This window comes from Pantoea sp. SM3 (assembly GCF_000963995.1).
GTDB lineage: Bacteria > Pseudomonadota > Gammaproteobacteria > Enterobacterales > Enterobacteriaceae > Pantoea > Pantoea rwandensis_B.
On the sequence record NZ_JZRD01000013.1, the window covers coordinates 61825 to 79820 of the forward strand.

At 58.2% G+C, this 17996-nt stretch carries 1 protein-coding gene; it reads right to left on the reverse strand.

The window, feature by feature from the left end; all coding sequences use genetic code 11:
* Window positions 1-17895: an Ig-like domain-containing protein gene (locus tag VI01_RS07820; protein ID WP_052696984.1), complete on the reverse strand. Its 17895-nt coding sequence runs from the start codon at window positions 17893-17895 to the stop codon at window positions 1-3.
* Window positions 17896-17996 lie beyond the last annotated feature (101 nt).

The following is a 17996-nucleotide window of genomic DNA, read 5'->3' on the forward strand; positions in this document are numbered from 1 at the left end:
TTATGCCGTGTGAGTCTGGTGCGGTTGCTGCAGTAATTCCTCCAGTGAAACGTTGACGCCTTCCAGCGTAATCAACTGGGTACTGCTGTAACCCGTACCGGTACCGTCACGGTCAATTGAGAGCACGGTATTGCCATCTGAAGTATGATCCACTTTCACGAAATCATTAATATTACTTGTGGAATCATTCCAGCCAATTAGCAAGTTACTGATGTCAACTTTGTCGCCTTGCGCAACATTGAAGTCGGTCCAGGTATCGTGACCGTTCCCTCCCGTTGAGTCGGCACTCGCCAACAGGTGATACACCAGGGTATCGGCACCCGCACCGGTGGTGATGGTGTCGTTATACGCACCGCCGGTAATAGTGTCAGCCCCCGCCGTTCCTGTGATGGTCGGATGCAGATCGATGGTGAAGGAGTGCGTGGTGATGGTGCCATCGCTTGCTGCCAGCGTGTAGCTGAACACCTCTTTATGCAGCAGGCTTTGTCCATCAACCCCTGCATTAAGCGTATAGGTGTAGCTACCGTTGGCTGCAATACTCAGCACACCATAGTCCCCGGCAATTGACGTGGTACCCACGCTGTGAACCGTTGTGACATCACCGTTTTCATTAGTGATACTCAAGGTTCCGGTATGCGTCGTCGAGTCACCGTAGATACTGCCGCTGGCATCGTGATCACCAGTTGAAGTGGTTTCCGCCAGCAGGCTGTTCACGGTGAGCGACGTCGCCGCACCGTTATGCAACGTGACCGTCAGGGAAGCAGAGGTAACTGCACCACTGGAATCCCTCACCGAATAAGTGAAGGTGTCGGTGGTTGGCAAGGTACTGACGTCCAGCCCCGCCTTCAGCACGTAGGTGTAGTTACCGTGCGAATCGATGGTCAGCGTACCGTAGGTGGTATTGATCACGGTGTTGCCACTCGCGGCGACGGCACTGCCCGACACCGTAGTCACCGCAGTACCGGTTGGTACCGTACCCGCGACTGAACTGGTGTCGTTTGTCAGCAGGTTACCTGTCACCGTTGAAGACACGGTGACCGCATCCAGCGTGGTATCCGTCACCGTGGTGATCGTCGTGGTTGGCAGCACGGCAATACCGCCACTCGAACCAATCACCACCGCATAGGTACCCGCGCCGAGTCCGCTATAGCTAACGTTGGCACCGGTCTGCGTTCCCAGCGACAGTAGCCCAGTCGACAGATAGTTCGACGTCACGCTCTTCAGCGTCCAGGAACCATCTGAGTTCTGCTGGTAGAGGTAGAGTGAGTAAGTCGATATCAGCGAAATGCCACCGACCGAACCGTGCAGCACCACCGAACGCGTATCACCCGTACCCACACTAAAGGTATAAGCGTTACCGCTAGACAGCACACCTACGCCCAGCAGCGTGCCAAGGTTCACCGTGGCCAGAGCCGTATGGGAGACGCTGGTGGTGCCGTTATTCACCGTTTGCGTGGTTGTGCTGTAGTCCACCTCATTGGTGTCGTTGGCGGCCACGATACGAATCACCCCGGTCAACGAGGCGGATGGTGAGACGTTGCCCGCACGGTCAGTCTGGATAACGGACAGTGAAGCACCGGTGGTTTGTGCGGTGCTGAGGGTCACCGACCAGGTGCCCGCCGCGCCGACTGTCGTGGTACCGAGCGAGTTACCGTTGGCATCACGCACCGTCACCGTATCGCCCACTTCACCACTACCGGTTACGGTGGTACCCGCCGAGTTAATCGCCAGGTTGGTCACCGCTACTGGTGCCACATTATCGATGTTCACCGTGGCTGTAGTGTTGCCGGCACTGACGTTACCCGCCGCATCCGTGACGGTGGTGCTCAACGGATGCGCACCGTTCGCCAGAACCGCAGTGGTGTAGGTCCATGCACCGGAACTGCCTACGGTGAGGGAGCCGAGAACGGTCGCGCCATCATAGATGGTGACAATCGCACCCACTTCCGCCGTGCCACTCAAGGTTGGCGTGCTGTCTTTGGTGTAGGCGCCATTGGCCAGCGTCACCGGCGTGGTGCCGGTATCGTCGGTAATGGTCAGCGTACTTGCCGTTGGAGCTACGGTGTCCACACGCAGCGTGGTCGAGGCCGTTGGACTGGTGTTACCTGCCGCATCGGTCTGCGATACGTTGATGGTGTGCGTACCGTTGCTCAAGGTGGTGGAGATAAAGCTCCAGGTGCCGTTACTGCCCACCGTAGTCGTGCCGAGCAGCGTAGTGCCATCATAAATATTGACGCGTGCACCGACTTCACCGTTACCGGTCAAGAGTGGCGTGCTGTCATTGGTGGCACCATTGTTCGGAATCGTCACCGCTGTACTGCCGTTGTTGTTCGCTGCAACCAGACTGGTTACTGCCGCTGGAGCCACGCTATCGACAATCACCGTGGCTGACGTGGTGCCGCTGACATTGCCTGCTGGATCCGTCACGGTGACATTGATCGGGTGGCTACCCTGCGTCAATACCGTCGTGGTGTAGGTCCATGCGCCACTGCTGCCCACCGTCAACGTGCCCAGCAGCGTCGTGCCGTCGTAGATCGACACTTTGCTGCCCACTTCCGCCGTACCGCTCAGGGTTGGCGTGGTGTCATTGGTGTAACCGCCGTTTGCCACCGTGGTGTTGGTGATGTCGTTGGTAATCACCAGGGTTGATGCCGCTGGAGCCACGGTATCCACGGTAATGGAGACCGTTGCGGAAGCTGCACTGGTGTTACCCGCTGCATCGGTCACCGTGACGCTCAACGGGTGGGTACCGTTACTCAACGTGGCCGTGGTGAAGGTCCATGCACCGTTGGTCCCGGCAGTCACAGAACCCAGCACCGTTGTGCCGTCATAGATGGTGACAATGGCATTCGCTTCTGCGGTACCGCTCAAGGTCGGCGTCGCATCGTCGGTAACGGCGCCATTGGCCAACGGTCCCTGGCTCGCACCAACATCATCGTTGATCACCAGGTTGGTGACCGCATTCGGTGCCACAGTGTCGATGGTCATCACGGTTGATGCATTCGGGCTAACGTTGCCCGCCGCATCTGTCTGGGTGACATTCAACGTATGGCTGCCGTTGCTCAACGTGGTGGAGATGAAGCTCCAGGTGCCGTTGCTGGCGACGGTGGTGGTGCCCAGCAAGATTGTACCGTCATAGATACTGACCTTAGCCCCGACCTCACCCGTACCGCTCAACAGCGGCGTGCTGTCATTGGTGACTCCGTTATTCGGAATCGTCACCGCCGTGCTGCCATTGTTATTGGCCGCCACCAGGGTAACCGCTGCCGGAGGCGTGGTGTCGATAACCACGGTGGCGTTGGTTCTGCCACTGACGTTACCGGCTGCATCCGTGACCGACACGCTGATGGTGTGCGAGCCTTGCGTCAAGGTCGAGGTTGTGAAGGTCCACGCTCCCGAACTGTTGGCGATAGCAGTACCCAGCGTCGTTGTACCGTCATAGATAGTCACACGACCACCGGCTTCCGCCGTACCACTCAGCGTTGGCGTAGTGTCGTTGGTGGAACCCCCGCTGGCGACCGTGGTGTTGGTGACATCGTTGGTGATCACCAGCGTTGCGGTATTTGGCGCCACGGTATCCACGGTGATGGTGACCGGTGTTGAGGATGGGCTGACGTTACCCGCCGCATCTTTCACCGTCACGCTCAGTGGGTGGCTACCATTACTCAATACCGGGCTGACAAAGCTCCACGCGCCGGTACCGCTGGCGGTAGTGGAACCCAGCACGGTCGTGCCGTCATACACCGTGACAATCGCGTTCGCCTCAGCCGTACCGGTAAGGGTTGGCGTGTTGTCGTTGGTAGAACCGCCGGTTGGCACCACTGTGCTGGTGTTATCGTTGGTGACCACCAGGTTGGTGACGGTGTTAGGCACCACCGTATCCACGATGAAGTTGGTGGAAGCGGCAGGACTGACGTTACCCGCAGCATCGGTCGCGGTCGCGGTGATGGTGTGCGCACCTTCAGTCAGGGTAGTTGAGGTCCAACTCCACGCGCCCGTACTGCTGGCCGTCACAGAACCGATCTGCACACCGCCGTCGAAGATTTTGACGACGCTGTTCGCTTCCGCGGTGCCGCTAAATGCAGGCGTGTTGTCGTTGGTGCTGGTCCCTGCGCCAATCGCTACTGCGGTACTGCCGTTGTTATTGGCCGCCACCAGAGTGATGGTCGGAATTACGGTATCGATATTCACCGTCGCACTGGTGGTCGCGCTGATGTTACCTGCCGCATCCGTCGACGTGACGCTGATCGGGTGTGAACCCTGGCTCAGAGCCGCAGTGGTATAGGTCCAGTTTCCAGAAGCACCGACAGTGATGGAGGTAAGCAGCGTGCTGCCATCGTAAATCCTGACGATGCTGCCCACTTCCGCCGTACCGCTCAGGGTTGGCGTGCTGTCGTTAGTCGATCCACCGTTTGGCACCGTAGTATTGGTGTTGTCGTTAGTGATGACCAGCGTCGAAGCATTCGGCGCCACGGTATCGACAATCACGGAAACCGGGGTCGATGCCGGACTGATGTTACCCGCTGCGTCTTTCACTGTGACACTCAGCGGATGTGTCCCGTTGCTCAATGCCGGGCTGACGAAGCTCCATGCGCCGGTGCCGCTGGCCGTTGTGGAGCCCAATACCGTCGTGCCGTCATACACCGTGACAATCGCATTCGCCTCAGCCGTACCGGTAAGGGTTGGCGTGTTGTCATTGGTTGAACCGCCGTTTGGCACCGTGGTGCTGGTGACATCGTTGGTAACCACCAGGTTAGTGACCGTGGCAGGCACGGCGGTATCCACCGTGAAGGTGATGGACGCATTCGGACTGATGTTGCCCGCCGCATCGGTCGCCGTCACGTTGATGGTGTGGCTACCGTCACCCAGCGTGGTGGATGTCAGACTCCAGGCACCGTTGCTGCCTGCGATAACAGAACCGAGCAGGGTTCCGCCATCGTAGACTCTCACCACACTACCCGCTTCCGCCGTACCGCTGATGGCTGGCGTGTTGTCGTTGGTGCTGCTGCCTGCGAGAATCGCCACCGGCGTACTGCCGTTGTTGTTCGCCGCTGCCAGGCTAGCTACCGCCGCCGGAGGTGTGGTATCGATCACCACCACAGAAGAGGTGGTACCACTGACGTTACCTGCCGCATCGGTCACCGTGACGTTCAGCGTATGAGAGCCCTGCGCCAGTGCCGTTGAGGTGAAGGTCCATGCGCCGGTGCCGCTGGCAATCGCCGTGCCCAGCAAGTTAGTGCCATCGTAAATCGAGACGCGACCGTTGGCTTCCGCCACACCGCTCAGTGTTGGCGTGGTGTCGTTGGTCGAGCCACCGTTGGGGACGACGGCCGTGGTGTTATCGTTGGTGACCACCAGTGACGTCGTTGCCGGCGCCACGGTATCCACCACCACAGTGAAGTTAGTGGGCGTACTGGTGTTGCCCGCCGCATCACGCACGGTGACACTCAGTGGATGCGATCCTTCACTCAGTGCTGCAGTGGTGAAGGTCCAGGTGCCACCGCTTCCGACGACGACCGAGCCGAGCACGGTGGTGCCCTCAGAAATCACCACAATGTTGCCCGCCGTCGCGGAACCGCTCAGGGTTGGCGTGTTGTCATCGGTAGATGCACCACTCGTCAACGGACCCTGTGAGGAGCCCACGTTGTCGTTCACCACCAGGCCTGTCACCGGATTCGGCGCGCCTGTCACCACGGTAAAGGTAATCGAGGCATTCGAGCTGGTGTTGCCCGCCGCATCGGTCGCCGTCACGTTGATGGTGTGTGCGCCATCAGCCAGCTGCGTTGAGGTGTAACTCCACGCACCGGTGGTGGCGTTCGCCGTCACCGAACCCAGCAGAATTGTGCCGTCATAAATTTTGACGACGCTGCCTGCTTCTGCTGTACCACTTAGCGCCGGGGTGTTGTCGTTGGTGCTGCTGCCTGCGGCAATCGCCACTGGCGTACTGCCGTTGTTGTTGGCGGCAGCCAGGCTGGAGACGGCTGCTGGTGCGACGTTATCGACAATCACAGTGGCGGATGTGGTGCCGCTGACGTTGCCCGCGGCGTCCGTGACAGTGACACTGAGCGAGTGATTACCCTGCGCCAATACCGCCGTGGTGTAGGTCCATGCACCATTGCTGCCCGCGATGACAGTGCCCAACAGATTCGCACCATCGTAGACGGACACACGGCTTCCCGCTTCCGCCACACCACTCAGCGTTGGTGTGGTGTCATTGGTATAACCGCCATTGGCCACCGTGGTGTTGCTGACGTCATTAGTGACCACCAGCGTACTCGCATTAGGCGCAATGCTATCAATGGTGAAGCTCACGGTAGAAGAACGCGGTCCAACGTTACCGGCAGCATCGGTGACTGTGACGCTTAAAGTGTGCGCGCCCTGGCTCAGGGTAGGCGAAATAAAGCTCCACGCACCCGTTGCACTGGCTGTCGTCGAACCCACTACGGTGTTGCCGTCATAGATGGTGACAATGCCGTTTGCTTCCGTGTTACCGGTGAGCAGCGGTGTGCTGTCATTGGTGATGCCGTTATTGGCAATGGCAACCGGTGCACCGCCATTGTTATTGGCAGCCGCCAGATCGGTCACGGCTACTGGTGCAACAGTGTCGATGGTGAAGGTGATGGTTGCAGAGGTGTCTCCCGGGTTACCCAACGAATCAACGGTAGTCACATATATCGCGTGAGCACCATCTACCAGCGTCGGATTGAAGCTCCACTGGCCACTTGCGCCAACTGTGAGGCTTCCCAGCACGGTATTGTTAATATCGTGGATGGTAATGACATCACCCGGATCCGCAGAACCTGTCAGCACCGGCGTACCGTCTTTGGTATTCGCACCATCAATCAGCGTCACAGGTGAACTGCCGCTGTCATCTGTGATCACCAACGTACTGGTGGTGGTCGGTAAGTCTGCTGCAATAGTCAGCGTAAATGCCGGGGTACTGGCAGCACTGACGTTGCCAGCCTGATCCGTCACCGTGAAAGTGAAACTATGGCTACCGTTTGACAACACTGCCGATGGCGTGAAGGTCCATGTGCCACCTGTTGCCGTCGCGGTTCCCAAGAGCGTCGTACCATCGTAGATAGATACCGTGCTTCCGGCTTCCGCTGAGCCACCGAAGGTTGGCGTATTATCATCGGTGGTTTGGCCAGACGTCAGGTTACCGGTGCTGCCACCTGCATCATCACTCACCACCAGGGCACTCACTGTAGTCGGAATACCCGTATCAATATTGACGCCAATCGCTGCAGTTTGAGCGCTAGTGGTGCCTGCAGCATTGGTGACTGACACCGCATAATTGTGGAGACCGTCAGTTTGCGTGCCCGTTTCATAGCGCCAGACACCGTTGCTCGCTACCGTAGTTGTGCCTACTTGCACGCCATCCACAAAGATGTTGATGGTGGTGCCTACGACACCAGTGCCGCGCAGCACTGGCGTGTTGTCATTGGAGTAGCCATTGTTAGCGACTTCGACAGGCGTGGTATTGGCGTTGTTATAAATCGCAAACGTCAATACTTGCGCTGGTGTCGAGGTATCCACAGTCAGCGTTGCAGAAGCATTGGAGCTGACGTTACCTGCCGGGTCAGTGACATTGATGGTTAGCGAATGCGTCGCATCGGTCAGTGTTGTGGTCGCCACACTCCAGTTGCCATTGGTATCTGCCACTGCAGTACCCAGCACGGTGGTACCCTCATAAACCGTTACGGTTGATCCCGCTTCCGCCTTACCGCTGAGCAGTGGTGTACTGTCATTGGTGGTGCCGCCATTGGCAATGGTAGTCGGGGTGCCACCGCTGTTGTTTTGCAGCAGCAGATCGCTAACCGGCTGCGGCGGTGTGGCATCAATGCGAACGACAGTCGGCGCCGAAGTACTCACGTTACCCACTTCATCGGTCACGGTGACAGTGAGCGTATGCGAACCGTCGGTCAGCGTCGGTGAAGTAAAGGTCCAGGTACCGCCACTGGTCGCCGTGGTTGAGCCGATGACCGTGGTGCCATCATAAATGGTCACCAGACTGTTCGCCTCGGCGCTACCACTCAGTGAAGGCGTGTTGTCATTGGCTAATCCGTTGTTGTCCACGACCGTAGAGGTGATGTCGTTGGTCACCAACAGCGTTGGGGTTGCTGGTGGAGTGGCGTCAACGGTGAAGTCAACGGTGTTCGCGGCCTGACTGGTGTTACCTGCGGCATCCGTTGCCGTCACGCGCAGCGTATAGGTGCCGTCATCCAGTGCTGGCACGCTGAAGCTCCATTGACCATTACTCCCCACCGCCGTACTGCCCAACACCGTGGTGCCATCATAGATGCGGATAATGCTACCCGCTTCACCACTACCGCTGAGAAACGGCGAACTGTCGTTGGTGGTGCTGCCATTTGCAATCGCCACCGGCATCGTTCCGTTGTCATTGCTGGCAGTAATCGCACTTGGTGCCGCAGGAGGTGTGGCATCAATCACCGCACTAATGGTGGTGGTACCGCTCACGTTACCAGCTGCATCAGATGCACTGACACTGAAGGTATGAGAACCGTCCGCCAGCGCAGTGGGTGGCGTAAAGCTCCATGTGCCACCGGCAATAACGGTTGTGGATCCCAATACCCCACTGGCATCAGAGATGGTGATGATGCTGCCCACCTCCCCGTTGCCGCTCAGCACTGGCGTGCTGTCGTTGGTCAAACCGCCGTTTGGAATGTTAATCGCACCATCAATGTTGTTGGTCAGCACCAGGTTGGTTACCGATGGCGGTGCCACGGTATCAATGGTGACGTTCACGACGTCGCTGATCGGGCTGGTATTGCCGGCCGCATCCTGCACCACCACGCTCAGATTATGGGTACCATCTGTCAATGTTGGTGAGTAACTCCAGTCACCACTGCCATCCGCGATAACCGTACCGAGAACGGTATTGCCATCAGAGATAATAATGGTGCTGTTGGCTTCCGCTGTACCGCGCAGAACCGGTGTACTGTCATTGGTCGTGCTGCCGCTCGTAACAGGCACTTCTGTGCCGCTGTTGTTATTGGCGAGCGTCAGACCTTGCGCTGCATCCGGTGCTTCACTGTCCACGGTAAAGGTCAGGGTTGGGGAATTAGCACTGGTATTACCTGCCGCATCCGTCACCGTCACACTCAGATTGTGTTCACCTTGGCCCAGGGTGTCGGTGGTGAAACTCCAGTTACCACTGCTGCCTACCAACACCGAGCCGATTTCGCCAGCACCGTCATAAATCCTGACGATACTGCCAGCCTCGGCACTGCCGGTTAGTTGTGGCGTGGTGTCGTTGGTAAAGCCGTCTGCTGCAATCGGCACCAACGTGCTGCCTTCGTTATTGTTGACGGTCACGCCTTGCGCCACATCCGGCGCTTCAGTGTCAATATTGATCGTGACCACAGCAGAAGCCGGGCTGACGTTGCCCGCTGAATCAGTCACCGTAATGGTCAGTGGATGCGCACCATCATTCAGCGTATCCGCTGTGAAGCTCCACACGCCCTGCGCATTGGTGGTGACGCTACCAATCGCCGTATTGCCATCATAAATGGTCACCAGGCTGTTAGCCGTAGCGGTACCACTCAACACTGGCGTGTTGTCGTTGGTATAGCCGTTGTTCGCTACTGTCTCCGTTGGCAAGACATCGTTATTGGTGACCACAAAATCTGGCGTAGACGGAACAGAAGTATCCACCGTTATCGTCACCGCATTACCCGCAGCACTGACGTTGCCCGCCGTATCGGTGGCGGTGGCAGTCAGCGTGTGAGCGCCGTCGGTCAGGGTCTGAGTCGTGAAGTTCCAGGTACCGCCGGTGCCAGCCTGAGTCGAACCGATCAGGGTGGTGCCATCGTAAACTTTGATGATACTGCCCGCTTCCGCCGTGCCGCTCAGGGATGGTGTATTGTCGTTGGTCACTCCGGTTAGCGTATTGCCACTGTCATCTTTCGCCACCAAATCACTGATAGCGTCAGGTGCGATGGTATCTACGCTGAAAGTGATGCCAGCAGAAGGTGCACTGCTGTTGCCTGCGGTGTCTGTTGCGGTAGCCGTCAGAGTATGGCTGCCCTGGCCCAGTGCTGTAGTCGGCTCGAAGCGCCAGATGCCGTTGGTACCGACAATCGCCGTCCCCAGAACCGTACTGCCATCACGAATGGTCACGGTAGCGCCAATTTCGCCCGTTCCGCGAATAACAGGTGTGGAGTCATTGGTGGTGCTGCCCGCAGTGATCACCACGGCAGTACCGGCGTTGTTATTGCTGAGGCTGGTCACCACCGGAGTCGCTGGTGGTGTGCTGTCCACGGTAAAGCCAATCGCCGCTGATGGTGCACTGACGTTGCCCGCAGCATCGGTAACGGTGGTGGTAATACTGTGCACCCCCTCGCCCAATGCCAATGTGGGTGTAAAGGTCCAGGTGCCGCCAGTGCCCACCACTACAGTGCCCAGCACATTACTGCCATCAAGGATGGTGACAGTCGTGCCTACTTCAGCGGTTCCGCTCAGTACTGGCGTATTGTCATTGGTGACACTTCCCGCGGTGATGGGTACAGCAGTGCCGCTGCTGTCATTACTTAACTGCACGGCACCGGCGGTGTTAGGTGCCTGGGTATCGACAGTAAAGGTGATCGCCGTAGAAGGTGCACTGCTGTTGCCTGCTGCATCTGTCACGGTTGCGGTGAGACTGTGCGAACCCTGACTGAGCACAGGTGAAGTGAAGCTCCAGGCGCCACCCACTGCGACCTGCACACTGCCGAGCACGGTATCGCCATCACGCACGGTGATGATGGTACCCGCCTCCGCTGTTCCGCTCAGTACCGGCGTGGTGTCATTGGTAGCGCCACCTGATGTGATCGGAATCGCACCACCGCCGTTGTCATTGTTCAGTACCACTGCATTGGCCGAATCAGGCGCAACGGTATCCACGCTGAATTCAAATGCAGGTGATTCAGGACCGGCGTTGCCGGTTGAATCGGTGACGATGGTAGTCAGACTGTGTGTGCCCTCAGCCAATGCGGCCGCTGGCGTAAAGCTCCAGTTACCATCGCTGCCAACAATCGCGGTACCAATCGTGGCGCCATTGTCTTTCACTGTGACGATACTGCCTGCTTCAGCGGTACCGCTGAGTACTGGTGTAGCGTCGTTAGTGGCACTGCCTGCGGTAATAGGCACCGCCACACCCGTTGAATCATTACTGAGTTGCAGATCGCCGACTTCCCCCGGAGAGGTGCTATCGACAATGACAATCACCTCAGAGGTTGGCGCACTGCTGTTTCCTGCCGGGTCAGTGACCACGGTGGTCAGACTGTGGCTGCCCTCCTCCAGCGGCGTTGTGGGTGTGAAGCTCCAGGTACCACCGCTGCCGACCACGACAGAGCCAAGCACGGTGGTCCCTTCGGAGATGGTAACCGTACTGCCGACTTCAGCAGTTCCGCTCAGGGTTGGCGTGGTATCGCTGGTGGATCCGCCTGTGGCAATTGGCGTGCCGTCGTCGGTGGTGAACTGCAGCCCTCCTGCCGCTGCAGGTGCTTGTGTATCCACGGTGAAGGTGATGGCTGGTGAAGCCTCGCTCACGTTACCTGCCGGGCTGGTCACCGTCGTGGTCAGACTGTGATCGCCCTGGCTCAGCGCTGGCGTAGTGAAGCTCCAGGTCCCGCCAGCGCCTACAACCACAGTGCCCAGAACCGTGGTGCCATCCAGCACGGTAACAGTGCTGCCAACATCGGCTGAACCGGTTAACACCGGTGTGGTGTCATTGGTCGCGCCATTGGTAATCGGTACCGCCGTACCGCTGGTGTCATTGTTCAGCACCAGCCCACTAGCAGGTTCAGGCTGCGTGGTGTCCACGTTAAAGGTAATCGGTGTGGTTTCCGGACCGGTGTTGCCGGCCGGATCCGTCACGGTGGTCGTCAGGCTATGCGAACCCGTCTCCAGCGGCGTCGTTGGGGTGAAACTCCAGCTACCATTGCTGCCAACGGTGGCCGAACCAATCACCGTGCCGTTGTCAGAAACATTCACCGTGCTGCCCGGTTCAGCGGTACCACTCAGGACTGGAGTGGTGTCATTGGTGGTGCCATCTGCGGCAATAGGTACTGGCGTGCCGCTACTGTCATTGTTGAGCTGCAGACCACTCGCTTCTGCAGGCGCTGTGGTATCGACCGTGATGACGATTGGCGAAGATGGCGCACTGGTATTGCCTGCCGGGCTGGTGGTGGTCGCAGTAATACTGTGACTGCCTTCACCTAACGGCGTCGTTGGCGTAAAGCTCCAGGTGCCACCACTGCCCACCACCACGCTACCCAGCACGGTGCCACCATCAGAGACAGTGATCGTGCTGCCTGCCGCTGCCGATCCACTCAGAACTGGCGTGACATCATTGGTCGCCGCACCAGAGGTAATCGGTACAGGGGTGCCGCTCTCATCATTGCTCAACGCCACATTACCCGGTGCAGCAGGGATAGTGGTATCCACGGTGACTGAGATGGGTGCGCTTGCCGCGCCGGTATTGCCCGCAGGGTCCGTCACGGTCGTGGTCAGACTATGGCTGCCATCGCTCAACGGGGACGATGGCGTAAAGCTCCAGTTGCCGTCATTACCCACCGTGGTCGAGCCAATCACGGTACCGTTATCAGACACGTTAACCGTGCTGCCAGGTTCGGCACGACCACTCAGCACCGGCGTGGTGTCATTGGTGGTGCCGCCAGTGATCGGTACGGCGGTGCCGCTGGAATCATTGCTCAGCAGCACACCGGATGCTGCAGCGGGCGCGGTGGTGTCTACTGTTACAATGACGGGCGTACTAGCCGGTCCGGTATTACCCGCTGGATCGGTGACGGTTGTGGTCAGGCTATGGTTGCCATCGCCCAGCGGCGTGGTGGGGGTATAGCTCCAGGTGCCATCGCCTCCGGTCGTGGCGGTGCCCAATACCGCGCCGCCATCAGAAACGGTTACCGTACTGCCCGGTTCTGCGGTGCCGTTCAGGGTTGGCGTGTTGTCATTAGTGCTGCCGCCAGAAGTAATTGGCGTGCCACCCTCGTTAGTGAGTTGGACATTGCCAGCCGCTGCCGGAGGCTGAGTATCCACGGTCACTGTCACTGGCGTTGAGGACGGACTGGTGTTGCCCGCTGGATCCGTCACCGTTGACGTCAGACTATGGTTGCCGTCGCTTAGAGGCGGAGTGGTGTATGTCCAGGTGCCATCGCCACCGACTGTGGTGGTACCAATTACCGTGGTGCCATCGGAAATGGTTACGGTACTGCCAGGCTCTCCACCACTGCCGGTGAGGGTTGGCGTATTGGTGTTAGTGCTGCTGCCTGAAGGGATCGGATCGCCATCCCCATTCGTCAGTCCAACATTGGTTGGTGCCGTCGGAACAGTGGTGTCGATAGTAACATTAATGGTAGGGGTATCTGCCACCGCGCCGGTTGTTGGATTTGTCGCTTGAGCGTGGAAGGCGTATGTGCCGTCAATTAAAGCAGATGGCGTAAAGCTCCACTGCCCATTGCTGCCTGCCGTCACCGAGCCCAACACGGTCGTGCCGTTGAAGATAGTGATCAGGTCGCCCGCGCCCGCCAAACCGCTTAACACCGGCGTGGTGTCATGAGTGCTGGAGTTATCCGTCAACTGAACAATGGTGCTGCCGCTATCATCCGACACGACGATCAGATCGTTGGTTGCAGGCACGCCCGCATCAATGTTGACCGTAAAGGCCGGTGAAGCTGGGCTGACGTTGCCTGCAGCATCGGTCACCGTGGTAGTGAAGTTATGCTGGCCGTTAGTCAGCGGTGATGCTGGCGTGAAGGTCCAGCTACCATTGCTGCCTACTGCAGCCGACCCCAGCAGAGTGGTGCCATCGTAAACTTTTACGATGCTGCCCGCTTCCGCAGTGCCACTCAAGGTTGGTGTGCTGTCATCGGTGGTTGCCCCCGATGTCAGTGGCCCCGTGCTACTACCCACATCATCGGTCACCACCAGGCCACTGACAGTTGCGGGTGCAGTGGTATCTACACTGAAGGAGATCGGCGTGGTTGCCGGGCTGACGTTACCTGCCGCATCCGTCACGGTGGTGGTCAGACTGTGATTGCCTTCACCCAGTGCCGGGGTAGTGAAAGTCCAGGTGCCGTTACTGCCGACCGTCACCGTACCCAGAACGGTGCTGCCGTCACGAACCGTGACAACGCTACCCGCCTCTGCGCTACCGCTCAGCACGGGAGTCGGATCATTGGTGACGCTACCTACGGTGATAGGGACGGCGGTGCTGCCTGCATCGTTAATCAGCTGCAATCCGCTGGCGGCATCCGGTGCAATGGTGTCGACCGTGATATTGAGTGTGGCAGTTGGCGTTACGTTACCTGCCGCATCGGTAATGGTGCCATGCAGCGCGTGCGCACCATTCGACAGCGTGCCAACTCTGAATAACCATTGGCCATTGCTACCCGCCGTTGTGCTACCGAGCAGCGTACCTCCATCATACAAAGTGATGATATTTCCCGGACTCGCCACACCAATCAGCACCGGTGTAGGGTCATTGGTACTGGCACCATTGGTCAACGGTTCGACGGTATTCCCATTGTCATCAATACCCTGCAGTGAAGTGGTCGCTGCTGGCAATCCGGCTTCGATATTCACCGTAAACGGCGGGCTGGTTGGCCCCACGTTACCGGCTGCGTCTGTGGCGGTGATGGTGAAAGTGTGGCTGCCATTACTCAGTGCTGGGGTGGTGAAGGTCCAGGTGCCGTCCGTATTCACGGTCACATTGCCCAGCAAAGTGGTGCCATCATAAATACTTAACAGCGCGTTTGGTTCGCCCGTGCCACTCAGCGTTGGCGTATTGTCATCAGTGACATCTCCTGATGCCAATGCACCCTGTGAGTCGCCAACATTATCGGTGACCACTAAACCGCTTACTGCGGCAGGCGGTGTGGTGTCTACGGTTAACGTAACGGGTGTCGATGCTGGACCAGTGTTACCCGCCGCATCGGTGACCGTCGTGGTCAGGCTATGGCTACCGTCACTCAGAGCTGGCGAGGTGAAGCTCCAGCTGCCATTAGCCCCCACTGTCGCCGTACCCAGCACATTGCTACCATCACTTACTGTGACGATGCTTCCCGGTTCTGCCGTGCCGCTGAGTACGGGGGTATTGTCGCTGGTCGTGCCGCCTGCAGCGATTGGCGTAACAACACTTCCGTTGTTGTTACTGAGTTGCAGATCGCCTGCCACTGCGGGCGCAACGGTATCGATGGTGATGTTGATGGTAACGGAATTGGTGGGGTTTCCGGTGCTATCGGTCGCCACGGCATGGAAGGCATAAGTTCCATCCGCCAGCGAAGCCGGGGTGAAGCTCCATTGTCCATCTGAACCCGCCGTGGTGCTGCCCAGCAGTGTAGTGCCGTTGTAAAGCGTGATGATGTCCCCGGCCGCCGCCAGGCCGCTCAGGACTGGTGTTTTATCATGCGTGCTGGAGCCATTTGGCAGAACTTTCAGCGTGCTACCGCTATCGTCGGTGACTTGCAGCGTACTGGTGGTTGGTGGCACTCCCGCAGCAACAGTGATGCCAAATCCGGTGGTTGCCTGGCTGACATTTCCCGCCGCATCAGTCACCGTGGTGCTTAACGTATGGCTGCCATTGCTCAGAACTGGCGTGGTGAAACTCCAGCTGCCACTGCTGCCGACTGCAACACTTCCCAACAGCGTCGTGCCATCGTAAATTTTTACGATACTGTTCGCTTCGGCGTTACCGCTAAGAGTCGGCGTATTGTCGTCAGTCGTTGCTCCGGTCGTGAGCGGCCCGGTGCTGGCGCCGACATCGTCAGTGACGACCAGATTACTGGCAGCCGCTGGCGCCTGGGTATCGACGGTGAAGGTGATAGGATCCGATGCTGCGCTGGTGTTACCTGCAGGATCGGTCACGGTGGTGGTAAGACTATGGCTACCCTCTGAGAGGGTTGGGGAGGTAAAGCTCCAGCTGCCGTTGCTGCCCACTGTGGTGGTGCCAAGTACGATCGTACCATCACGAACGGTAACGGTGCTGCCAGGTTCCGCTGTGCCGCTCAGCACTGGATGAGAGGTATTGGTTGCCCCCCCTGAAGCAATAGGCTGCACGGTACCACTGTCGTTATCACTCAACTGCAAGCCCGCTGCAGCACTCGGCACCACTGTATCGATGGTGATGACAATGATCGGCGTTTGCGTCACGCTGCCATCGCCATCGGTATCGGTGACAGAGGCATGGAAGCTGTAAGTGCCATCTGCAAGTGCAGCTGGCGTGAAGCTCCACTGTCCATCCGGGCCCGCCACCACACTGCCAATTTCTGTCGTGCCGTTGTAGAGGGTGATCAGTGCACCGGCAATGGCCAGCCCACTCAGCGTTGGCGTGCTGTCATGGGTGCTGGCGCCGTTAGCCAGCTGCACCAGAGTGTTGCCGGTGTCGTCGGTAATTTCCAGCGAGGTGGTGGCTGGAGGTAGCCCAGCCTGCACATTAAAATCAAACGCATCAGAAACCGAGCTGACATTGCCGGCAGCATCGATCTGCGTCACGGTCAGACTGTGTGGACCGTTGCTGAGAGCTGGCGTAGTGAAGCTCCAGGTGCTATCGCTACCGACCACCGCCGTGCCAATCAGAATGTTGTTGTCATAAACACTGATCACCGCGCCTACTTCACCATTTCCGCTCAGGGTTGGTGTGCTGTCATCCGTTGTTCCGCCGCTGGAAACCTGTGTTGCAGTACCGTCAGCATTTCCGCTTAAGGCCAGACCCGTGGCGCTGGCCGGTGCTTCGGTATCGACCTTGAAGGTAATAGTGGTCGCTGCGCTGGTGTTGCCCGCCGCGTCTGTTGAGGTGATGCTGAGGGTATGACTCCCCTGATCTAACGCGGGACTGGTGAAACTCCAGCTGCCGTTACTGCCTACGGTGACGCTGCCCAGAACGGTATCGCCATCGCGAATAGTGATAATACTCCCCACCTCGCCTCGGCCGCTCAGCACTGGTGTGGTGTCATTGGTTGCGCCGCCGTTCGTGATGGGAATCACCACCGAGCCGGCGTTATTCCCGACACTAAGATCACTCACCGCTTCTGGCGCAGTGGTATCCACGGTAAAGGTGATCGGATCGCTGGCGGCACTGGTATTGCCAGCCGCATCGGTCGCGGTGACGGTCAGGCTATGTGAACCGTCTGGCAACGTTGGGGAAGTGAAAGTCCAGGTGCCATTCGAGCCCACTACGGTGGAACCCAGCAGCGTTGTGCCATCATAAACGCGAATAATGGCCCCGACTTCGCCGTTGCCACTTAAGGTTGGAGTGTTGTCATCAGTGACTGATCCCGTGGTGATTGCGCCCTGATAGGGACCAACGTTATCACTGACCACCAGGTTGGTGACTACGGCTGGAGGAGTGGTATCGCCTCCACCATTGTTGCCGCCACCGTTATTACCGCCGCCGTTGTTACCACCGCCGTTATTACCACCACCGGTACTACCGTCACTGACTGCGGCATTACCGCTGCCACCGCCCGCCGAACCGGCAAACATCGCGCCCAAGCCTGCCAGAGCTGCACCACCGATACCGAAGGCCGCGATGGTGCCATCATTGGTGGTGTTCTCAGCCAACAGCCCTTCGGTGCTGTCGATGTTGACGTACTGGAACCCATCAGTGCCCGGATCTTCAACCCACCACAGCGCACCTTTGTCATCCTGCAGCACCAGGTCACTGTCGCCTGCTGCCGTATAAAAGTTATGAATAACAACTACTTCACCAGATTTTGTGGTGACGACTAAATCATTACCATTGCGTGTGAAAGACTTAATATCTGATTGATTAAGGTGAAGTTTAACTACGCTTGGCGCAGATAAATTGACCTGGCTGCCACTGACTTCAGAAGCAACTGTCCCACCTTTAGGAGTGATAGAGATATTATTCATGTTATCGAAATCCCGCGCAGTTATTAAATTCCATAAAAACGCCCGGTATCCGCAGAGACCGGCTTCAATGGCGAATAATCCAGATGACTATTCACTTCTTC